The organism is Nevskia sp., from assembly GCF_051860985.1.
GTDB lineage: Bacteria > Pseudomonadota > Gammaproteobacteria > Nevskiales > Nevskiaceae > Nevskia.
On record NZ_JBIMKV010000008.1, the window covers coordinates 98415 to 120652 of the forward strand.

The window sequence follows — 22238 nt, forward strand, 5'->3', positions numbered from 1 at the left end:
CGGGTGATCGGCAATGCCGTTATGAAGAGGGGGCATGGGTGAAGAGACTGAAGCGGAGGCGTGCCAACGGCATTCCGGTCGCGCTGCCGCAAGTCGTCGGTTCGGAGCTGGATTTCTCTGTCAGCCCGTTGCTCGGACAGACGTATCACCCGCATCGCCATGCAACCTTTGCGATTGCCCAAGCGTCAGACGGCTTGTCGCCGCGCTTGACGCGGCACCCGATTTCTTCGAGAGGTGGAGACCCGTGAAACACACGATCCTGATGGCTTCGGCCGTCACCTTGCTGGCCGCTTGCGGCAGGACGGCCGAAGCGCCGAAGCCGGCATTGCCGCTGACATCCGGCATCGACGGCCAATACATCGATGCTGCGGTTCGTCCGCAGGACGATCTGTACCGGCATCTGAACGGCAAGTGGCTGGATGGCTTCGAGATTCCGGCCGACAAGGCGCGTTATGGCGCGTTTTCCAAGCTGTCGGATGAGGCCGAGGCGAACCTGAAGGTGATCGTCGAGAAGGCGAGTACGACGAGTGGCGCGAAGCCGGGCAGCGAGACGCAGCAGATCGGTGATCTGTACCGGAGCTTCATGGACGAGGCGAAGGTCGAGGCGCGCGGCCTGAAGGGGCTGGAGGATGCGCTGAAGGGCATCGCTGCGATCCCGGACGCCAAGGGCGTGGCGTCGACGATGGCGACACTGACGATCCTTGGCGTCGGCACGCCGTTCGTGCCGTTCGTGCATCAGGACAACAAGGATTCGACGCGCTACATCGTCGATCTGTATCAGTACGGCCTCGGTTTGCCGGACCGGGACTACTACCTGGCGGATACCGAGAAGTACGTCCAGACCCGCCGTCAGTACCAGGCGCACATCGAGAAGATGCTGAAGCTGGCCGGCGATCCCGAGGCGGCGGCGAAGGCGCGGGCGGTGTACGGCTTTGAGGCGGCGCTGGCGAAGATCCAGTGGACGAAGGTTGATAACCGCGATCCGCAGAAGACCTACAACAAGGTCGAGCTGACGCGGCTGGCGGCGCTGGCGCCGGGCTTCGATTTCACGGCCTGGCTGGCAGCGGCCGGCCTTGCCGGCAAGCTGGATTATCTGATCGTCAGCCAGCCGAGCTATCTCACCGGCATGGCGCGGTTGATGGAAACCGTGCCGCTGGCGACCTGGAAAACCTATCTGCAGTGGCGGGTGATCAGCGAGTACGCGCCGTACCTGCCGAAGGCGTTCGCGGACGAGAACTTCGCGTTCTACGGCACCGTGCTGCGTGGCATTCCGGAAAACCGGCCGCGCTGGAAGCGAGGCGTGGAGCTGGTGGAAAGCGCGGTCGGCGAAGCGCTGGGCAAGCTCTACGTCGCCCAGCATTTCCCGCCGGAGAACAAAGCGCGGATGGAGTTGCTGGTCGGCAATCTGCTGGCTGCCTACAAGAGCTCGATCGACACGCTGCCATGGATGACCGAGGCGACCCGGAAGGAGGCGCGGGCGAAGCTCGCCAAGTTCTCGCCGAAGATCGGTTATCCGCTGCGCTGGAAGGACTATTCGAAGCTGGTGATCGTGGCCGATGACCTGGTCGGCAATGTCGCCCGGTCGCGCGCGGTGAGCTACCAGATGGAGGTGTCCAAGCTTGGCAAGCCGATCGACCGCGAGGAGTGGGGCATCACGCCGCAGACGGTGAATGCCTACTACAACCCGGAGAAGAACGAGATCGTGTTCCCGGCAGCCATCCTGCAGCCGCCGTTCTTCGACATCGCGGCCGATGATGCGGCGAACTATGGCGGCATCGGCGCGGTGATCGGGCACGAGATCAGCCACGGCTTCGACGATCAGGGCGGCCAGTACGACGGCGACGGCAATCTGCGCCAGTGGTTCACCGACGAGGATCTGAAGAACTTCAAGGCGCGCACGGCGGCGCTGGTGGCCCAGTACGCAGCCTACGAGCCGGTGAAGGGCTATCACGTCAACGGCGAGCTGACTTTGGGCGAAAACATCGCCGACAACTCCGGCCTGGCCATTGCCTATCGGGCCTACAAGCTGTCGCTTGGCGGCAAGGAGGCGCCGGTGATCGACGGTCTGACCGGCGACCAGCGCTTCTATCTCGGCTGGGCCCAGGTCTGGCGCGGCAAGGATCGCGAGCCGGAAGCGATCCGCCGCCTGACCGTGGATCCGCACTCGCCGTCGGCAATCCGGGGCAATGGCGCGCTGGTCAACCAGGACGGCTTCTACAACGCCTTCAACGTCAAGCCGGGCGACAAGATGTACCTGCCGCCGGAGGCGCGGGTCAGCATCTGGTGAGCACGCGCGGACGGACTGCGTGAAGCCTGAGGGGCCGGTGGCGACACCGGCCCTTTTTCGTTGAAGATCGGCAGCAAACGGCTGGCACAGACTGGCCGGCGATCATTCGTGCAGAGGAGCCAACGAGATGAATCGACTGACGGCGGACGACTGGGCCACGCTGGAGGCCATTGAGCATGGCCGCTGCGCAGTGGATGCGGCGACGGCAGCGCGCCTGGCACCCTGTGCGCTGATCGAGGAAAAGGTGCCGGGCGAAGGGCGCTATGCGCTGACGCCGGCCGGCTGGCATGCCTTGCGCCAGCATCGGCGGCTGGACCCGGACTGAGTCCGGACAAGACCTCAGTTGAAGCCTGAAGCCAGGCGCGTGAAGCCTGCTCTCGACCCGGCCGCCGCAGGCAGTGGCTGCCGGCAGACGAGGCACCAGCGCCGCGCATGCGGCGATGGTGCCCGGTTCCTCAGAACTGGAAGTACAGGAACGCCGAGTAGCCCTGTGCCGACAGCTTCATGATCGACATCGCGAACAGCGGCAGCAGCAGGCCGATGATCAGGGCCGTACGGGTTCGGCCCGATATCGGCGCGCGCTTCGGGCCATAGGCCAGCACGCCTTCGGTCAGCACGAAGAAGGCGGCGAAGACCAGCATCGACACCTGCAGGCCGGAAATCATCGTCAGCATCGGATCGCTGAGGCCGCCGACGTTCTTCAGCAGGAACATCGGCTGGTACATCCGCCAAGCCTCGCTGATGCTGGCGGCGCGGAACACGGTCCAGCTGATCATCACCAGGATGAAGGTGATCAGCCAGCGCGTAACGCGGAAGGTTTTCGGCGACCCGCTGATGCCGAGCACACGCTCGATGAAGATCATGAAGCCCTGCATCGCGCCCCAGGCCAGGAAGGTCCAGTTCGCGCCGTGCCAGACGCCACCAAGGAAGAACGTGATGATCACGTTGCGATGGGTGGCCGCGTTGCCGTTGCGGTTGCCGCCGAGCGGGATATAGAGGTAGTCACGCAACCAGCTCGACAGGCTGATGTGCCAGCGCCGCCAGAACTCGGTGATGCTCTGCGAGATGTACGGTGCGTTGAAGTTCTCCATGAAGCGGAAGCCGATCATCAGGCCAAGGCCGATCGCCATGTCGCTGTAGCCGGAGAAGTCAAAATACAGCTGTACCGTGTAGGCCAGCGCGCCGAGCCAGGCGTCGGCGGTCGACGGATTGGTCAGCGAAAAGCAGTAGTCCGCCAGCGGCGCAACGGTATCGGCGACGATCACCTTCTTCACGAACCCCTGCATGAAGCGGGTCGCCCCCAGACCGAACAGGCGCGCCGAATGATCGCGCTGCTCGAACTGGTCGGCAAGGTCCTTGTAGCGAAAGATCGGGCCGGCGATCAGGTGCGGGAACAGCGACACGAAGGTCGCGAAATCCACCGGGTGCTTGGTTGCTTCGGCGTCACCGCGATAGACGTCGACGATGTAGCTGATCGACTCGAAGATGTAGAACGAGATGCCGATCGGCAGCAGCACGCTTGCCATCACGAACGGCTCGAAGCCGAGCCCGGTCATCAGCTCGTTGAAGCTGGCGACGCCGAAGTTGGCGTACTTGAAGTAGCCGAGCACCGCGAGGTTGACGACCACGCCGAGCTTCATCCAGCGGCGTGCCAACGGCTGCCCGACACCGGCATTGCCGATGGCTGAGCCGACGAAGTAGTTGAAGATCGTGACTGCGGCGAACAGGCCGAGGAAATCGATGCGCCACCAGCCGTAGAAGAAATAGCTGCCGGCCAGGATCACGTAGTTGCGGATCCGGCGCTTGTTCGGTGTCAGGTAGTAAACCGACAGGAACAGCGGCAGGAACAGCAGCAAAAAGACATTCGACGAAAAAACCATTGGGCCTCACCAGGGGGCTATTGTGCGGCGTGCGAGCTCTATCGGCCCTTCAAAACTGGAAGTACAGAAACGCCGAGTACCCTTGCGCCGACAGCTTCGTGATCGCAAGGAAGAACAGCGGCGTCAGCAGCAGCACCGATGACACGACCCTGACCCGCTCGCTGCCGAGCTGAATCTTCGGGCCGTACTCGCGCAGCCCCTCGAAGATGACGAGGCCGTACGCCAGAACCAGCGTCGCGATCTGCATCGTGCTGATCGCACCTGCGAACGGTTCGCTGATCCAGCCGACGTTCTGCAGGAACAGCATCGATTTGTACATCTGGACCGCAGACGACACGCTATCGGCGCGGAACAGCACCATGCTCATCGCCACGGCAACGATGAAGGTCGTTGCCCAGTGATGCAGCTTGAAACCGGTCGGATTTCCCGTCACACCCAACACCCTTTCGATCAGTAGCAATCCTCCTTGAAGTGCTCCCCAAAGCACGAACGTCCAGTCCGCACCGTGCCAGATGCCGCCAATCAGAAACGTCATGAACGTCATGTAGTGCAGACGCATCCGCGTCTTGCGCGCCGAACCGCCGAGCGAATAGAACACGTAGTCACGCAGCCAGTTGCTGAGGCTGATGTGCCAACGGCGCCAGAACTCGGTGACGCTCTGGCTGATGAAGGGTTTGTTGAAGTTCTCGACGAACTTGAATCCCATCATCAGGCCGAGACCGATCGCCATGTCGCTGTATCCCGAGAAGTCGAAATACAGCTGCACACCGTATGCCAGCACGCCAATCCAGACATCGGCCGTGCTCGGATCGGGAAGCGCGAAACAGTAGTTCACCATCGGCGCGAGCGTGTCGGCGATGATGACCTTTTTGGCGAATCCCTGCATGAAGCGAACCGCGCCACGACCGAACATGTCCATCGAATGGACGCGATGCTCGAACTGCGACGCCAGTTCCTTGTAGCGGAACAGCGGGCCGACGATCAGGTGCGGGAACATCGTGATGAACATCGCGAAATCGGCCAGATGTCGCGTCGGCTTCACGCTGCCGCGGTAGACGTCCATCACATAGCTGATCGATTCGAAGATGTAGAACGAGATGCCGATCGGCAGCAGCAGTTCGGACAGGCTGAACGGCTCGAGGCCGGTTGCCGTGATGATCGAATTGAAGCTATCGATGCCGAAGTCGCGATACTTGAAGTAGCCGAGCACTGCCAGATCGATGGTGACGCCGAAGCGCATCCAGCTGCGCGCCTTTTCAGTGCGCGCGCCAGCCGCGCCGATCTGCCCGCCGATCCAGAAATTGAACAGCGTGACGAAAACCAGCAGTGTCAGGAAATCGATACGCCACCAGCCGTAGAAGACATAGCTGGCCACCAGCACCACGTAGTTGCGCAGGCGGCGGGTGTTCGGCGTCAGGTAGTACAGCAACAGGAACAGCGGCAGGAACAGCAGCAGGAACGCGTTCGAGGAAAAGACCACGTTCTATCTCGGGTGGATGGACGCCAGCTTGGTGGTGAGTGCTTCTGGCAGGTCGATGCCTTTCAGGGCGGCCTTGCCCAGCAGTGAACGCTCCGGGATTTCCCAGATCACCACGCGCGGCTTGTGCCCGGCGTAGTCCTGACTCGTCAGGAACTGCGCCATCGGCGGGAACGGGCCGATGCCTTCCTTCGAATAGTCGGCCAGTGGCTCGTTGAGGAATTCGCTCAGGAAGCCCTGGAAGTTCCAGCGGTCGTTGGCGGTATAGCTGGTGCCGACCACAGCGACTTCCGGAATCGACTCGTCACTGAGCAGGGATTCGGCGCTGGCTTCCTTTTCGATCGCCTTCGTCACCACGGGGACATAGGTATCGGCCTTCGGCATCAGGCTCGGAAACATCGGCTCCAGCGGCAGGAACGACAGCAGGTCGCCGACCAGCGTGGCTTCTGGCTGCTCGGTGGTCTCGAAGGCATCGGCATCGCCAGTCTTGGTGGCCAACCCCTTCGCGGCCATCGCGCGAGTCACTGCTTGTGCAGCCAGCTTGGCACCAGCCGGAGTCCAATGGGTATCGGTATGGAAGAACAGCGGCTGCTGGGCCTTCGCCGCTGCGAATGTGTCGTCGAGCGTGATCAGCGTGGTTTGCTCGCTGATGGCGGCGCGCAGCCGCTCCATCACCTTGGCGTGGGCGCTGGCCTGGCGGTGACCGTTGAGGTACTCCGGATAGACGTGCGCCTTTTCCGGTACCACGACGACGACCAACGGAACTTTGGCTTCCGCAAGAGTGGCCTGCGTCCAGCGAATCAGTTCGAGGTTCTGCTCGACGATCTGCTCCCAACGCGGCAGCACATGAAACTCTTCGTTCGTGTAGAGCCAGCCATCAGTACCCAGCAGAACACCGGTCTTGCCTTCGTGGAACAACACCAACTGCAAAGCGGTCCAGAAATTGATGCTGGCGGTACGCAGCGGGAACTCTTTGTCGAAATGCTCCTCGAAATTCCTGACTAGGTCTCCGTTGATCACTTTGACCGGCGGAGCACGATAAGACAGTAAAGAGGGAACGCTCAGGGCCGAAAGTACACCGACCGTCAATGCAAAGACGACGCCCACTGGGGCATAACTGCGGCTCGCGCTATGCAGCTCCGGCTCGGACGACGGGTGATTCTTACTCATCAAAATTCCCTGGCTTTAAGAATGTGGGCGTGAAACGGCCCTGTACTGAATACTTGATAAAGATTCAGGATTAACTCTTTTCAAGCTGAACGATTTTTTTGCGCAACTCGTCAACCGCAGCAACTTGAGCCGGATCCTTCTCGATAACTTCAAGCTGCCGCCGGTAATAGGACAGAGCGTCTGCAGGTTTGCCTAACGTCTCCGAGATCCATCCCAAGCGCCCGTAGGCAATAGCCATATACTCGGGAGCCGACGGCTTGGACGAGGCGATTTGTAACAATTTCAAATAGCTGGCCGTTGCGCCCGAGTATCGGCTCTGTCTCTCAAAAAGCTCTGCGTAGCGCAGTTGCGTCTTCAGCAGGATGGGACGGTGCTTGATGGAGTCAGCATCAAGCTTGGCGAAGGCAGCAAGATAGCCTTGCATCGCTGCCTTTGTCTGGCCCAGCGTCACAAGCACTTCCGCATGACGCGACAGAAGATCGGCTTCCTGAAGCGGGTTGCTTCCGCGAGAGCTTTGAAGACGTCGCAGGGCATCACGTAGCAATATTTCAGCTTCAAAGGACTTTCCGCGAAACAATTCGGCTTCTGCCTGCCGGATTCGCAATTCTCGAACTTTGTTTATGTCGCCGAGCTTGATGGCGACGTCTGCCGCTTCGGAATAAAGATTGAAAGCCTCGGGATAATTCCCTAAGGCCCACTTGGAATCGGCTTCATTGACAACGCTTTGCAGATAAAGCGGCGAAACGCCCAAAAGAACCTTGATATCTTCTCGGACGCGTTTACAAATCTTTCCCGCTTCGTCGTAATTTTTGGTGTCGTTCAGCTCATGTTCGCAGTACGCCATGAACTTTCGCGCATCGGCCTCGTTTGCGTCCGCGCACGAAAGCGAGAGCATCAACGAAGCACATACTGCTGCATGAAAGCGCGTCATGGTTGCTTCGTTCCGAATAGCGTAGTGAGATCTCCCCCCAGTCGCGTTGACTTGAACGGACGATTCCGTTGCAAAAACTCTGTCATCGAGGCGTCGCAGGCCGCGATCGAGCAGTAGGGTTCTAGCCAACTGAAGTTGGTGGCGACATTCGTGCTGACCTCCTGCTTGCTGCCGACAAGACCTGCAAACCCTGCTGGCGCTTGAAAACCATCAAAAACGGTTTTCGCAAGGCGGGAAATGGGCGACTTTGGTCCAGTATCGACGGCTTCGCCGTTAGCAACTGCAAAAGTTGCAATCATTGCCAACGGAGCAAGCGCATATGCGTGATAACCAAGTGCTCTCGACCGCCGACCGACCTCGTTGGGAAGCAAGCCGTCGGTAGTGATCTGCCGTTCGAAAATTCTGTAGATTTCAAGGCCTTGGTTGAACATGGCACGATCGTTCAATACCGTTCCAGTAGAAACGAGACTCCAGGCAGCCCAATAAAAATGGTTGTTAATCTTGTTGATTGGCGCGTCCACGGGCCACTCCGCAGCAACCTTAACTGCAATGGCTCGTAACCAGGCCTCAATACGACTTCGCTCGCTTGCATGCTTCTCGAGGGGTGCACTCCTTGACTGTTGCAGTCGAAGATAAGACGTACTGATGGCGGCAAGCGCCCACTTTCGAACGGATTTTCCGGTGTGCGTTTCTGCCTTGCCGAGCAGCGCACCATGTTCAGCCCAATCGTCGAGCCAAGAAAGCACACAACCGACATCGGCGTCGGATCCGCGCTGTATATAGCGTGAAGAAAGAGACGCGATGCCTATTTCAAAAGATGAAATTGACGACGTCGCATCCTTGTATCGGCGCTCGGCGTCGACATTCAACTCGTCCCGTGACGACCCAGAGCCTTCATACTTGCTGGGGAAGTTCAGCGCGCCAGTGAATGGTTCCGGCGCATTTTCACAATCCGACGATGTACGTTGATTCGAATGAATCGACGAAGAGAATCCCTGCGGCGCTACTAAAGAGTCGTTGGCCGCAAAACACCGGGGCTGCAACAGTGTTCCAGTTCCCGCTAGGAGTAGCAATAAGATAGGACGTATGCGTGACATATCGATCAATTGCGTTTGCACACAGTTGTGGTCACGGTCGTGTTCTTTGCCGTCTCAGTAATGCTCTGAACTCGGACCGACACGATTGGCTGCACTTCGGCGTCAGGCGTGTAGTTCGTTTCGAGTGCGAACCGACCGTCCATTTTCGTGTAAGAGTTATAACGGCCGTTGAGGATTTGAGATTTGCCGTCGGCGTACCAGACTTCGGCCTTCATGACGCGGACGTTCGGATCCGAGAACTGAAAATCCAACCAGAGATCTTTCGCTGGTATGGGACTGAATTGCTCCCCGCCGTTAACCACAGCCTCGACGAGCTCATTATTCCCCGAGAGCTTCACAGTGTTACTCATGATCGGCTTCTTGCCACGGCAACCATTGCCGACCAGAGGAAGCACACGCCGCATAACGGCGGTGTTGGTTCTTTGCAACTGCTGATAGGGGAACTCCCAAACAATGAGCTTGGGAGGGTGTTGCTGATAAAGGTCCGACACTAGGTATTGCGACAAGGCGCCGTCAAAGCCACCGCCGGCCATCGCGGCTTGATAGATATCAGTGTTCAGTGCTTTTCGAAGAAAGCCCAGAAAGTTATAGGTCGGGGTTGCACTAAAGCTTGTACCTACTAGCGCAACTTCCGGAGCCGCTTCATCACCGAACAGGTCATCCGTCGCCGGCGCTTTGGTCTGATAAGCGGGACCATACTCCATCGGGTACATCAATCCGCATAGGGTTGAAACAACATGGGACATCGTGCCACGCGAGCCAACGAGGCCGACTTCCAATGTTTCATACTGTTTCGCCGGAAAATCGAAGCCAGCTTCGCGAACTTTTGATGCAATCATCTCCGCAGCGCGCTGAGAACCAGATGCTTTCCAGTGACCGTCGCGCTTATAGAAGTACTGACTTTCCGTGTTATGGCTAAATGCTGTTCCATCGGCGACCAGTACGCCGATCGACCTCAATTGATCGACAAGCTGGCTATATCGACGCTGCAACTCATTAATGTCGAATTTCTGCAATGTTTCGTCTTTCAACATCCTGGTTTCCACCAAGCCGCGTGGTGGTTGAGGAAACATCAGGACTTGGGTGCCCCTAGCGTTAAGTGCAGCAATCAAACGCTTCAACGACGACCACATCTCCGGATCATTCGGTTCAAGCCACTGCAGCTCTGCTTCAGTTCTGAATAACCAGCCGTCCTTGCCTTCCACGACGACGCGATATCCACGCATGTACTCACTGACGTAAGCATCGCGATCGGCAGCCTTCGGGCAGACAGTGCAACATGTTTCGGCTGAATACTTGAAGTCGCCAGCACCATCTGTCGTTTCTGCATACGCCGGAGCTGACGCGAGCTGTGCGCTAGCGATCAGCATTCCGACGGCAATGTTGCGTCCAACTGAATACATGGTGGATTCCCGCGTTAGCTCAGACCTATACGTTTACTTCTGCTCATCCCAAGCAAGGATCGGGACAGTAGAAGTGCCGCCGACAATCAAGCTCGACGCCTTACCACGTTCGAACGTGGCCGCAGGAACATCGATGATTTTCTTATCTCCATCAAAAAGACCAAGAGAAACTGAGAGCGGATTGATCTCCCGCTGTCCAGCTTTGAAGGGGGCAATGGCATCCAGGACGGTAACCTTGCCATCCGCCGTCTTCAACGACAGTGTTCTGTCGGGCAGGAGATTCATCATGATGACCATTGCCTTCAGCTGGCTCTTGAAGCCTTCGAGCTGAAAACTCCGCATCGAGTCCGGAAGATACGCGATGCTGTAAAAGCGATCGGCTTCAAGTTTGAATGTTTCTTTCCTGCTGCCGAGCTGTACGGGATAGTCGCCAGGCGGCAGAAAGATAAATTGCCCTGCAGTGAAAGCAGGCAGCGCAGGTTGTGCAGTTTCACCGATAAAGCCTGACGGGCTTTGCGCGGCTGTACCGTTCAAAACGCGGACGAACGCCGATCCGGGAGGCGCACCCTTTGCATAAAGCTGCGCCTGCGATTGCATCGGGAGTACCGCTGTCATCAGAAAGATGAGAGCACCAAACCAAGTTTTTAGTCGGACCATGATGTTTTCCTCGGGAAATTCAAAAATGAACTGGTGCGGAATGAGTTACTTTCTAGCCTGGACAACAGCAACCTTGTTTTGATTCAGCAATATATCCAGAAGTTCAATTTGAAACGGCGGAAGCATCCCGCCCAATCTGAATCCCAGCTGCCGCTGCGGTGTCCTGAGGTCCACCTGATAGAACGACGCCTTCGTCGGATAGTCCAAGCCGAACGGCCCACTTCCATTAGAAGTGTACTGTCCTCCAACAACGGTCATTCCCAGCTGTTTCGTGTAAGAGTCGTGGACGAAATCACGAGTGGTTCCTGACAGATCAACAGCAGCACCGTACACCCCGGTCAATCCATTTGCCAGAGCCACGTTGTCCTGCACGCGTACCTCTGTACTGTTCCTGAGCCGAATGCCGTGGTTGTTGTTTCCGGAAACCACATTGTTCCAAACAATATTTTTTGAGCTTTCAGATATGATGATTCCATCTGAACCGTTCTGGGTCGCGATATTGTTTGCGACAACATTGTTTGAACATTGACGATCTAGAACAATCCCGGCCTTATGGTTGTCATGAGTCCTGTTGCCGAAAATCCAACTGTTGTTGACTTCACGGGAAATAATGATGCCGTGCTTGATTTTCGTTCCGTAAACATCGTTGTTCGCGATGATGAGATGTCGCGAGCGGTCATGAGGGTCAAAGCCATAAAGTATGTTGTTCTTCATGACATTTGAATGCATCACAACGCCGTCAGCTTCCCATGTGTATAGACCGTACCAAAGGTCCTCGATTACCGTTTCGATAATCCATCCAGTGGGACGGGGCCATACCTTTGACTGAAGCTGAAGCGAGCCATACTGAGAAAGCGAGAGGCCATAGGCCTTCTTCGCGGCATAACCAAGATGTGCTACGCGGCTGCGTGCAAGATATATATCGGATCCACCCCAGCTCACGATGAACGGGCGGAATTTTTTGGGGTCTTTTAGTTCGGCAGTTCGATTGCGAGTTTCGTCCCAGCCGACAATCTCCGAATCACTCAGTACCAGACGCCCTTCAATTGAGAGGAGTGAGCCCTTTTCCGCGCCGAGCCGAAACTGTTTGACCGATTTGTCAACGAGTAACGTAGCGCCGTGGCGAACAAGGATGGGGAGCCGTGCGAGATACCTGCCTTGGCCAAGGTCCTGGAAATAGTCGCCGGATATCGCAGCCGCAATATCCTTGAGGGTTACTAAGCCGCCACTGATAACAATGGCACGGAGTCCGCCACCTTGAAGTCGAGCGAATGCCGAGAGCCCAACCGATCCGTTATAGGTAAGAACCTTGAATCCCGGTTCAGAAAGAATTGAACCGAGGGATACCGTTCCTTTCTTGCTCTTGTCGACTTTGCGCAAGACAGCGCCGTAGTTGTAGCCGCTGAGATCAGGGAGCTTCGGTGCTTGAAATGCGGGAAGTGACTCGGGCTCTTCTTTCTTGAGCGCATACGCCGCTCGAACTTCGGCGTCCGTCAGCTTTCGTAAGTTCGAGTTGCTTTCCAGATCATCGGCTCCGTCCTCGCCGTATGATTCATCGTTCAAGGCGCCATCAGCGTCCTGACCCGCATCGTCATCAGCCGCTGCATTTACATAGCAGGGTTGAATGGCAACAACAATTGCGAATGAGAACGCAATCAGCTTGACCAGCATCTGGCGGCTCAGAACCACCATAGCGTCGCCTCAACGATGACTCGATAATTAATGTCGGACCCGGCGGCGTAGGCGTTTCCTGGATTGAACAATGAAGCACGAAGGCGAATTGATGACCGCGGATCTTCAGTCACCAGGCCGCCGCCATCGTCGAGGCTTCGTAGTACTGCAGGAATTTGCAGATAATGGCTTGCGACGAAATCGAGACCGTATCCAACATCGGTTGAGCCTCCGACGGTGCCGACCGACAAATTGTTCGTCACAATCGGGGCGAAGCGATCGTCCTTGTTAAATTTCTGAAGGACGATGGAGAAATCGTTTGAAGGCAGGTTCAAAGACGCATAAAGAGTGGCAATTCGAAGATTGCCAAGCTGAGCTCTCAATGCTTCGTTATATCGATAGGAACTGGCGGAGGCACCAGTGAACTGAACCGAATTGCCCTGGATTCCACTCTGGCGGTACTGACTCTTTCCGCCGCCGCCGCTGTAGGCATACTCGGCGCCAACCGAAATTGGCAAAACGCCCGGACGCCAACGAACGGCGACGGTGCTTGCGACTGCCCCAATGCTTTGCCGATTGAATCGCGCGACAGATCGATCGCTTGCCAGACCTGCTGTTACTGTATTTCCGAACAAATAGGTGACATCGGCCCAATACTTGATCGAATTGGGATTGCGAGCATTCAGATAACCATTGCTGAAATAGACGCCCAGCCAGGTCAGATTGACGGCCTCGAGCTTCGAGTCTGCTGCTGTTGTCGCAGCGAGGCTTGGCAATGAGCCATCGACATCGCGTGCATGCAGCGCTCGGAAACCGACCTGATGTTCCGGGAGCCAATCGGTCGAAAAATTGCCGTGGCCGTACATCCGTTTACGCTGTTCTGGCGGAAGGTCAATGCCGTCGGAACGATATGGCGAAAACTGGTAGAAGACGCCGGCGCTGGATGTAAACCGAGTGGTATTGAGGACCCAATAAATCGCATCGACGTCACGACCCAGCCAGCTGCGATCGTTCTCGCGGACGAATTGGTGCCCGATTCTCACAGATTCGCCAGGGTAGCTAGTGAATCCGCTATAGCGAATCCAGGCTTCGTCTAACTTGACAAAGCTTTTTGTCTCGCGTTGCAGGGTTGACTGAGTTTCATCGTTGTCAATGACATCACCTGAGGGGAGAAACGCTCTCCCACGGAGGTACATCGTCCAATCCTGACTGAACTCGATTGAAACTCGAGGTGAGAAATTCAAGTAAACAACTTCATTGCTCGATAGATCGTTCTGACCCAAGTCGCGGGGGCCATCTGCCTGCCCGCCGACGGCAGTTCGAAGCGCGCTGTTAATCTGCAGGGCAAACGCCTGCGGCACAGCTAAGAGGACGGCAGAAGCTAAGGCTGCAGAGAATTTTGTTGTCATTGTTGTTGGCCTCTGGTGTAGATGTCAGACGGTATGGGCTGCTTGAGTACCGGCTGGATTGCACGTTCCATTTGATACAGGCGTTGTGCCTCGGCAAGCTCGGCTGCCGTCATTTCGCTGGTGATCTGATCAAGCAGCTTTACCTGGAGCACCTCAAACATGTCGGCAGACTCAAGGTCGAGTTTCAGCTCGTTCAGGCGCTTCAGCTTGCGAATTCGCATCATCATCGGTCGTCCGGCGTCATCAGATCGCTTTGCAAAGACGTACCCATTGACTCGGTTGACCTGAATACCCGACATGCCGAGAAACATCCGAGCGAGGCTTGCATACGATTCGACCGAACCAGCCCGTGCTGCCTTCAAGTAGTGCTTCAGAGCCATTTGCGGATTGGGATCGCCGAGGATTCCCATGGAATACACCCGACCTAGCCGTGAGTTCGCACGCGTTTCGGTGGCGACGTAACCCAGACATTGCTTATAAAGTGCAACCGCTTCGAGCGGGCGGCGGGTTGCAATTCTTTGGCTATTGAACAGAAGGTCGGCAAGGGCTGAAACAGCCGCAGGGTTTTTGTCGTTCGCTGCGGGGCGCAGAGTCGCTTCGAGATCTACGTCAGGAAGGAGGAACGGATAATGCACGGCAACGATGGCCGCTTCCACAGAGAACTCGCCACCCCGTGCGAGCATCCACCTCAAGACCTTGTTCGCCAGTTCGACGTTCTGCGAAGACGCATTGCCCTCAGCGGGGGCGGTACCAGGCGCAGGTGGCTCCTTGCGTTCCGGAGTAGCGACCGACACGTCAGCGGCTGACGGCGCTTTCGGGTTGGTACCCTCGAAATCGTCGTCCTCAAAATCCAGATCGGGTTGACCAGGGGAAGCAGCCGCGCTCTCCTGCTCCGGTACATCGCCGTCGCTGGTTTCGTTAATCTCGTCGACCATTGCAGCTGCGAGGCGACCAGCCAGCGACGCGTACTGCGTTGGCGGCTGATAGAGACGTGCTGAGTCGTCGATTTGTGCGGTGCTGTTGGCACCTGCAGCAAACGCGAGCAAAGCAGCGTCGAGAATCTTTTCAAGCTGATCTTGCTTGTGCTGATACCTGTAGAAGTGTGCGAGGTCGATGTAGCAACCCGGTTCGACACTTAGCAGAGTCCGGCAATTCGCTTCGAGGAGGGCAGCATTGTTTCCTTTGGCGATATTCTGCCGCAGCCATACGAGCGACTGAACCTGAACGCTTACAAAATCCGACCGTAGCCCACGTTGAGCGATAAGGTCGCCGTCGTTCTTGGTGTCGAGATCGGGGAACTGCATGTAGCGCTGCAGCTTGACGCTGTCGACTTCTTCATTCCCACGGCGCGCGGCATCGTCGATGAGCGAGTTGATTTCAGGAAGATAATCACGCTTGCCATAACCGATCAGAAGTCGTGCGAGAGACAAGCCGGCGTCCGGTCGCGCGTGGAGCGCACGTCGATACCATTTTTCGGCTTCAGCTCGAGAATCGACGGTACCAAAATCAAGGTACGTCGCTGCCAACAACGTCATCGCGTCTGGATAGCCGGCTTCAGCAAGTGGTTTGAGATCCAGAAGTGCTTCCTGCGGCTTCCCGACTAGTCGGGCATGTCGTCCACGCTCAAGATCTGGTGGTCCTGCCGTTTCGCTGACAAGAATGCCTCGCCCATTTTTGGTCAATACCGGTAGCCCTGTGTTGAAGCCGACCGACGAGCAGCCCGCACCAACGACACTAACGAGTGTGAGTCCGGCGATGACGACTTTACGCATCACACCATCACCAGAAGTACTTGTGCAGCGGATCGGCGAAGATCTCGACCGGCTGATCGATTCTGCTGGTTTCAAGTTCGACATCTGGGGTAATGACAACGATGATGTCAGTAATGGCTGCGCTCGTGTCGAGACCATTTAGGTCGTTCAGACCATTGCTGTCGATGGTCGGTGCCGGAAGCACTCGCAGGCTGGTGACTTTGCCGGTGAGGGTTTCCGAAGATCCGTTGACTCTCAGAACGACTTCACGGCCGATCGGGAGTCGCTTCATCTGGTCGTAGTGGAATCGGGCCAAAATGTATGGCTTTGTTCCTTCTGGCACCAGTTCCATCACGGCCTGGTTGCGAAGCACGTACTGGCCACCGACTGCATATGACTTCTGGACAATGCAATCACAAGGACTAGCAATGGAGCCGCGCAACTGCTGCCCCACCAGTTCCGTCAGCTGCTGGGCGGTGAGCTTGAAGGAGCCGGAGATTCCCTCGACCACCTGGAGGAGGGCAGTTTCGAACTGGCCGGTAGCTTGCCCCTTTTTGATGGATCCACCTTCCTCGACCAGAGGAAAGAATGTTCCGTCACGAGGCATCGAGATGGTGAATGTCGTTGCCGCAACCTTCGCTGCCGTTGCGTGAGTTACGAAGACCAAATCGTACAGTTTGAAAGAAGCGTAACCAAAGGCAATCACGCCGACGGCAAGTGCTACAGCAGTGCCGAGGACCGCGCGAATTTTGCCGCCAGCGCTGAGACCGCCGCCAGCGCTGCGTGCACGCACGAAGTTTTCGCGCGACAGCGTGGTCAGCATTTCGCCGGTGCTGACCAGTTCGCCACCGAGGAACGAGGTGATGATCTGCCGCAACGCCGAGACTTCCTTGATGCCCAGTTCCTGGAAGAAGCAACCGACACGGCCGGTCTGGGCGTCCACTGTGCGGACCTCAAAGGTCACCGGGATCGTGAAGCCGACCGAATCAACATTCAGCACTACGTGGCCGGTGAACACCGCGCCGACCTTGAACGGAGTTTGACCAGGATCAAAGCTGAAGCCTCCGGCCGAAATGTCATGCAGCGAAAACTGCTTGCGAGTGCCATCGGAGGTGAACTGGATCGTCGCCGGCAGCTTGACTCTGACGAACTGACGTTGCGCTTCGGATTCGTGGACGATCCGGGAGGGGCTGGATTGAGCCATGCAAGTGTTTCCGTGACGTGAGAGTGGGGACTGATCAGCCGAATGATGATTTGAAAGTCGCGATCGTGATCACTGCTGCCGCGAACACGCTGCAGGCAGAGAACAGCATGATCCGGGACGACAGCGTGTTGAAGCGGGCGTGAAACGGGTCAAGGTGCTTGGTCAGCGTGGTCTTCTGCCGCGTCCAGGACTGGCGATCGGGGAAGAAGAACACGATGATCTTGATGACTGATCCGAGGATCTGGTTGTAGTACATCAGCGGCGGGTACATCGGCCCGACCCGGTGCCCTGCCACCATCAGCATCACGCACATCAGACAGCGGGTAATCGCGATCCAGACCAGGAAAGCAATCAGGTAATTGAAGTTGAAATGGATGCTGGCGAGCAGCGAGGCAAGCAGACCGAGCAGGCCGGTCCACATCTGCACTCGCTGATCCTGCAACACGTAATAGGTGAACCAGCCGAGCCGGGTCGGTCCGAGTTCGCGGGCGCGACCATTCTGGCGCAGCGAGTTGCCGTACCAGCGGAACATCAGCGTGCGACTGCTCTTCCAGAGGCTCGGGCTGGGCGGATGCTCGATGGTCTGAATCGCGGCATCCGGCAAATAGAACGTGCGCCAGCCGTGTTTGACGACGCTGTACCACGATGATTTGTCGTCGCCGGTCAGGAACTTCACGCGGCCGAGGCGCCAGTGCAGGATCGAGTCATTCTCGACGTCCGAGATGAACGAGTGCTGAGTGACGATCTGCGCGCGGAATACCGACATGCGGCCAGTCAGCGTCAGCACGCGGCGGCTGAGCGCCATCGAGCACATGTTGAGGTGGCGTTCCGCGAAGCGCAGCTTGTGCCACTCGCTCATCAGCTTCGAGCCGAGCACCGTGCAGAACTCGTTGGTGGTCATCGCGCCCACGTCCGGCAGCAGATGAAACATCTGCGCGCACTTGCGCATCATGCCGGGGACGAGAACGGAGTCGCCGTCGATGACCGCGACGAGTGCACGGTGATCGGGGCAATCGCGGGCGATGGCGCGGAAGCCGTGCGCCAGACCATCGCGCTTGCCGGTGCCGGGGATGCGGACGATCTTCAACGAGATGCGTTCAGGGGGCTGATAGGTTTCCCACAGCGCGCGCAACAGCAACTCATCGCCGTATTCGACGATGGAGGCAACGACGGTGCTGCGGTAGCCGCATTCGATGGCTTGCTCCAAGATCGCGCGATACACGCGGGCCGTCGTCTCGACGTCGATCCGGAAGCTGGTGACCATGAAATAGGCGTGCGATGGATCCGAGGCTGCGCCGGCTTTCACCGCCCGTTCGCGCATCCGCGGATAAGCCACGTACAGAAACCACATCGCCCGTACGAAATGCAATGCGCGAAGTGCGTACCTCCACAGCCCGACGACGCCGACCGCGATCAGAAAGTGGGACTCGGCCGGATCGAACGTGAAGCCGGGCAGCAGCAGCGCCAGCCCTCCCACGGCTGCGAGCAGCAGCAGCCAGCCCGCAGCATCGTCAAGCAACGATTGCCACGAAGAATCGGATTGCGGTGCATCAACCGGGCTGGATTCGCTCATGACGGGCTCGCGGGGACGGCGGGGGACGAACTTACCAGCAGATGCCCTGGGCGTCGGCCGTCGAAGTCGTCTGCATGAAGCCGACGAGGTCGACCAGCTTCACGCCGGGCTTCAGCTTGGCCACCACCTCGGCGAATTCCGGGTCCTTGTTACCCAGCACGATGACCTCGGCGCTGTCGACGACGTCCGCGAGGCTCGACGTCAGCAACTTCGAGACGTGCGGGATCTTCGAGTCGATGTAGTCCTTGTTGGTGCCCATCACCCGGGCGTGGTCGACGTTGCGGTCGAAGATCTTCAGCGAGTAGCCCTTGCCGATCAGCATTTCGGCGAGGTCGACCAGCGGGCTTTCGCGGAGGTCGTCGGTGCCGGATTTGAATGCCAGGCCCAGCAGGGCGACGTTGCGCTTGCCGAAGCCGGCGATCAGGTTGTACGCGCGCTCGACCTGGGTGGCGTTGCTGCGCATGATCGAGGCCAGCATCGGGTTGTCCGACTCGACCTGCGTCGAGCGGTAGTTCAGAGCGCGCAGGTCCTTCGGCAGGCAGGAGCCGCCGAAGGCGAAGCCCGGCTTCATGTAGTAGGCCGACAGATTCAGCTTGTCGTCTTCGCAGATCAGCTTCATCACTTCGCGACCGTCGACGCCGCAAGCCTTGGCGATGTTGCCGATCTCGTTGGCGAACGTGACCTTGGTGGCGTGCCAGACGTTGCAGGTGTACTTGACCATCTCCGCCACTTCGACCGGGCGGCGGAACACGGGCGCCGGCAGCACCGAGTAGATCTCGGCCAGGCCTTCGCCCGAGGCCGCGTCGAGTTCGCCGATGACCGTCATCGGCGGTTCGCGGTAGTCGGCGATCGCGGTGCTTTCGCGCAGGAACTCCGGGTTCACCGCCACGCCGAAGTCGACGCCGGCCTTCTTGCCGGACGACTGCTCGAGCGCCGGGATGACGACGTTCTTGACCGTGCCCGGCAGCACCGTGCTGCGGACCACCACCGTGTGGCGCGCGGCCTTGGTCTTCAACACGGCGCCGATTTCGCGGCACACCTGATCGACGTAGCGCAGGTCGAGGTCGCCGTTGCGCTTGCTCGGCGTGCCGACGCAGATCATCGTCAGGGAAGACCCGAGGATCGCTTCTTCCGTATCGGTGGTGGCCTTGAGCTTGCCGGCGGCAACGCCCTTGGCCAGCAGTTCGCCGAGGCCTGGCTCGACGATCGGCGACTGGCCGGAATTGATCAGCTTGACCTTCAGCGCGGACACGTCGACGCCGATGACGTCATGGCCGTAGTCCGACAGGCACGCCGCGCAGACGGCACCGACGTAGCCCATTCCGAAAATGCTGATTTGCACTGTTGACTCCCTGGTTGTCCGGATCGATCGCGCTCCGCAGAGCGCTCGAAAATAATCAAGTTACGACATTGACGATGTGGCCAGCGGAGCTGCTTGCGCCGCTTTGAGCAAGCCCCGAAGGTTCTCTGCCGATTGCACGTTTCGCGCCACACCCAATATTCCGAGGCGCAAGGCTTTGGTCGGGATAGGAATTTCCGACACGCCATCAGCCACATCGTGGCGAGGGCGGCGCCGGACCGCGGCCGCGTGGTCGCTGCAGCGCAACAAGTATACGGAGTCCCTGCAGGCTGTCACAGGAACAAAAGTGCACTAGCGCGCCGCTATCGCCGACAGCGTCACAAAACCAACATTTTGGCAAGTTATCCGGGTCCTCAGACGACGCTTGAAGGACGATGTCGAACGCGCGACCCCCGGTCACCCGGCGGTTCGGGCCGTGTTGCGCGATCATTCTGCCGAGCCGGAGCCACCGCCGTCATTTCGTGTTCACGGCCCGCCCTGCCGCCGATGTCGACCGGGAAACTTGTCTGAATTGAGTGGCTGGCCTACCACCGCGCGGTCGCCGAGCCGGGCAGTTTCCACCTGCAGCTGGCCGCCGCCAGAATCGCGCGTGCATTCGGCGCCTAGCTGCCTGTTGCCGCAGAGAGCGAGCCGGATGCCGGGCAAGGCAATCACCGCTCAATCGATCAGCGGCGATTCGCTGCCAGCGGCCTGCCAGCCGAAGCGACGCAGGCTGACCCGATCGTTCTCGAACACCACGCCTTCGGCGCGCAGGCGTCGCTTCTGTTCACGGTGGGCGTCGCTGAAGGCGGGCAAGGAAATCTGCCCGCAGGCATTGATCACCCGATGCCATGGCGTCGTCGAACCGGCGTCGAGCATGCCGCCCAGCACCCGGCCGACGAGGCGGGCGCGGCCGGGATAGCCGGCGATCCAGGCGATCTGGCCGTAGGTGCTGACTCGGCCGGCCGGTATCCGTTCGATGGTCGACAGGATGGCTCGGCGGGCGGCTTCGGCAGCATCCAGATCGGCGGCCGGCTCGTGCGCGGATTGCCGCCGCCGCGCCGGGGCTTCAGTCGGCCGGTGCGCCATACAGTGCCGTGCCGCGCAGAACGCGGCCTTCCGGAGCGAAGTCGAATACCTCGGCGGCGATCACGGCAGGTCCACCCAGCCGCGCGAGATAACGGATCAGCAGCGTCCGGCCATGACCATCCCAGTGCGCCGATTCGAGTTCGAAGTGAAGCTGGCTGATCGCGGCGACCGCACGCGTCCAGTAATCGCGCAATGCCGCCTTTCCCGACACCATGCCGCGGCCCGTGAGGGTCGCCGCCTTGGGGCTGTGAAACCGGCAGTCGTCGGCGAACAGTGCCAGCACGGCCTCGACGTCACGCGCATTCCACGCGGCGATCCAGTGCTCGGCCCAGCGTCGGGCGCTGTCGGGATTCACGGGCACTTCCGGGATCGGCGGCATGGTCAGGACAGGAGAGAAGGAGGGCAGGGAGGTCGGACGTCGGACCGCAGTTCAGGCCTGACGCAGCATTCATGACGTGTTCAGACAAGCTGATGCATTCTGCGCGGGTCGAATTCAGGCCAGCAAGGCCGTGCCGACGCTCTCTACCAGCAGTTGGTCCCACGTTTGGAGTCATCCGATGAACCGCAAACTGATCCCCGCCGCGATCCTCGCCACCCTGTTCACTGCCGCTGCCGGCCCGTCGCTGGCGCTCGGTCTCGACGCCGGTGCCGGCGTTGGCGTGGGCGTCAATGCCGGCGCACTCAATACCAATGTCGATGCCGCCGCCAAGGCCAAGCTGGATGCCGAATCCGCCGCTGCCGCCAACGCCAAGCTCAAGGCCGAGGCCGCAGCAGGCAAGGCCACCGCCGCCGGTCAGGCGGATGCCGCCGCCGCCAGCCAGGCGGCCGTTGATGCCAAGGCCGATGCCGCAGCCGGCGTCGAAGCGGGCAAGGCGGGCGCGAAGGCCGGCGTCGGCCTCGGCCTGGGTCTCGGCAAGGCCGTGAAGGGCACCGCAGGTGCTGTCGGTGGTGCCGTGAAGGGTACGGCTGGCGTTGCCGGCGATGCCGTCAAGGGCACGGCCGGCGTGGTCGGCAATACGGCGAAGGCCGGCGTCGGGGTTGCGAAGGATGCGGCGGTCGGCACCAAGGCAGCGGTCGGGTCGACGGTGCATGCGGCCGGCGGCGCGGCGGGCGCTGGCGTCAACGCCGCCGCTGGCGCGGCAGCGAACGCCGCCAACGCCAAGGTTGATGCCTCGGTCAACGTCGAAGCCGGCGCCAAGGGCGGCCAGTAAGCCAGACGGCGGAACGGCGCGGGCGCTGCTTCGGGCAGCGACCCGCGCCATAAAAAAGCGGCCGGTCATCTCGGATGACCGGCCGCTTT

At 59.1% G+C, this 22238-nt stretch carries 18 protein-coding genes; 3 read left to right on the top strand and 15 right to left on the bottom strand.

The features are described 5' to 3' along the window. Positions 1-262 precede the first annotated feature (262 nt). Both ACTIGJ_RS09950 and ACTIGJ_RS09955 read left to right on the top strand, forming a co-directional pair. Positions 263-2287: a M13 family metallopeptidase gene (locus ACTIGJ_RS09950; RefSeq protein ID WP_439640242.1), complete on the top strand. Its 2025-nt coding sequence runs from the start codon at positions 263-265 to the stop codon at positions 2285-2287. 127 nt (positions 2288-2414) lie between these two features. Further along, the gene (locus ACTIGJ_RS09955; protein WP_439640155.1) at positions 2415-2612 is read left to right on the top strand and encodes a hypothetical protein; all 198 of its coding nucleotides are present in this window, start codon (positions 2415-2417) and stop codon (positions 2610-2612) included. Positions 2613-2742: 130 nt separating this feature from the next. Here ACTIGJ_RS09955 and ACTIGJ_RS09960 read toward each other — a convergent pair whose 3' ends face one another. The 15 genes from ACTIGJ_RS09960 to ACTIGJ_RS10030 form a co-directional block, all read right to left on the bottom strand. Further along, entirely contained in the window at positions 2743-4167 is a 1425-nt protein-coding gene (locus tag ACTIGJ_RS09960; protein ID WP_439640156.1) for an MBOAT family O-acyltransferase, read from the bottom strand. 49 nt (positions 4168-4216) lie between these two features. Beyond that, on the bottom strand, positions 4217-5647 hold the full coding sequence (locus ACTIGJ_RS09965) for an MBOAT family O-acyltransferase (protein WP_439640157.1): 1431 nt from the start codon (positions 5645-5647) through the stop codon (positions 4217-4219). A 3-nt stretch (positions 5648-5650) separates the two neighbouring features. After that, positions 5651-6814 carry an alginate O-acetyltransferase AlgX-related protein gene (locus ACTIGJ_RS09970; protein ID WP_439640158.1) on the bottom strand — a complete coding sequence of 388 codons (1164 nt, stop codon included), beginning with the start codon at positions 6812-6814 and terminating at the stop codon, positions 5651-5653. A 70-nt stretch (positions 6815-6884) separates the two neighbouring features. Next, positions 6885-7745, bottom strand: coding sequence for a hypothetical protein (locus ACTIGJ_RS09975; RefSeq protein WP_439640159.1), 861 nt, complete (start codon positions 7743-7745; stop codon positions 6885-6887). Beyond that, positions 7742-8842, bottom strand: coding sequence for a mannuronate-specific alginate lyase (locus ACTIGJ_RS09980; protein ID WP_439640243.1), 1101 nt, complete (start codon positions 8840-8842; stop codon positions 7742-7744). Before ACTIGJ_RS09980 ends, ACTIGJ_RS09975 begins: the two co-directional genes overlap by 4 nt. A gap of 5 nt (positions 8843-8847) precedes the next feature. After that, the gene (locus ACTIGJ_RS09985; protein ID WP_439640160.1) at positions 8848-10245 is read right to left on the bottom strand and encodes an alginate O-acetyltransferase; all 1398 of its coding nucleotides are present in this window, start codon (positions 10243-10245) and stop codon (positions 8848-8850) included. Positions 10246-10278: 33 nt separating this feature from the next. After that, entirely contained in the window at positions 10279-10902 is a 624-nt protein-coding gene (locus ACTIGJ_RS09990; RefSeq protein WP_439640161.1) for an alginate O-acetyltransferase AlgF, read from the bottom strand. Between the two features lie 45 nt (positions 10903-10947). After that, entirely contained in the window at positions 10948-12573 is a 1626-nt protein-coding gene (locus ACTIGJ_RS09995) for a right-handed parallel beta-helix repeat-containing protein (protein ID WP_439640162.1), read from the bottom strand. Positions 12574-12581: 8 nt separating this feature from the next. Next, the gene (locus tag ACTIGJ_RS10000; protein WP_439640163.1) at positions 12582-13982 is read right to left on the bottom strand and encodes an alginate export family protein; all 1401 of its coding nucleotides are present in this window, start codon (positions 13980-13982) and stop codon (positions 12582-12584) included. After that, positions 13979-15754 (bottom strand): hypothetical protein, encoded by a 1776-nt coding sequence (locus ACTIGJ_RS10005; RefSeq protein WP_439640164.1) that lies wholly within the window; start codon positions 15752-15754, stop codon positions 13979-13981. Before ACTIGJ_RS10005 ends, ACTIGJ_RS10000 begins: the two co-directional genes overlap by 4 nt. Positions 15755-15761: 7 nt before the next feature. After that, a complete protein-coding gene (locus tag ACTIGJ_RS10010) occupies positions 15762-16937 on the bottom strand; it encodes a PilZ domain-containing protein (RefSeq protein ID WP_439640165.1) in 1176 nt (391 codons plus the stop codon). Between the two features lie 34 nt (positions 16938-16971). Then, a complete protein-coding gene (locus tag ACTIGJ_RS10015) occupies positions 16972-18510 on the bottom strand; it encodes a glycosyltransferase family 2 protein (protein WP_439640166.1) in 1539 nt (512 codons plus the stop codon). A gap of 31 nt (positions 18511-18541) precedes the next feature. Next, positions 18542-19852, bottom strand: a complete 1311-nt coding sequence (locus ACTIGJ_RS10020; RefSeq protein WP_439640167.1) for a nucleotide sugar dehydrogenase — start codon at positions 19850-19852, stop codon at positions 18542-18544. A 675-nt stretch (positions 19853-20527) separates the two neighbouring features. Next, positions 20528-20938, bottom strand: coding sequence for an MGMT family protein (locus tag ACTIGJ_RS10025; protein WP_439640168.1), 411 nt, complete (start codon positions 20936-20938; stop codon positions 20528-20530). Next, the gene (locus ACTIGJ_RS10030; RefSeq protein WP_439640169.1) at positions 20919-21317 is read right to left on the bottom strand and encodes a nuclear transport factor 2 family protein; all 399 of its coding nucleotides are present in this window, start codon (positions 21315-21317) and stop codon (positions 20919-20921) included. The genes ACTIGJ_RS10025 and ACTIGJ_RS10030 overlap by 20 nt, the downstream gene beginning before the upstream one ends. 178 nt (positions 21318-21495) lie before the next feature. On the opposite strand from ACTIGJ_RS10030, the gene ACTIGJ_RS10035 reads away from it, so the two are divergent. Further along, a complete protein-coding gene (locus ACTIGJ_RS10035) occupies positions 21496-22149 on the top strand; it encodes a hypothetical protein (RefSeq protein WP_439640170.1) in 654 nt (217 codons plus the stop codon). The last annotated feature ends 89 nt before the right edge of the window (positions 22150-22238 follow it).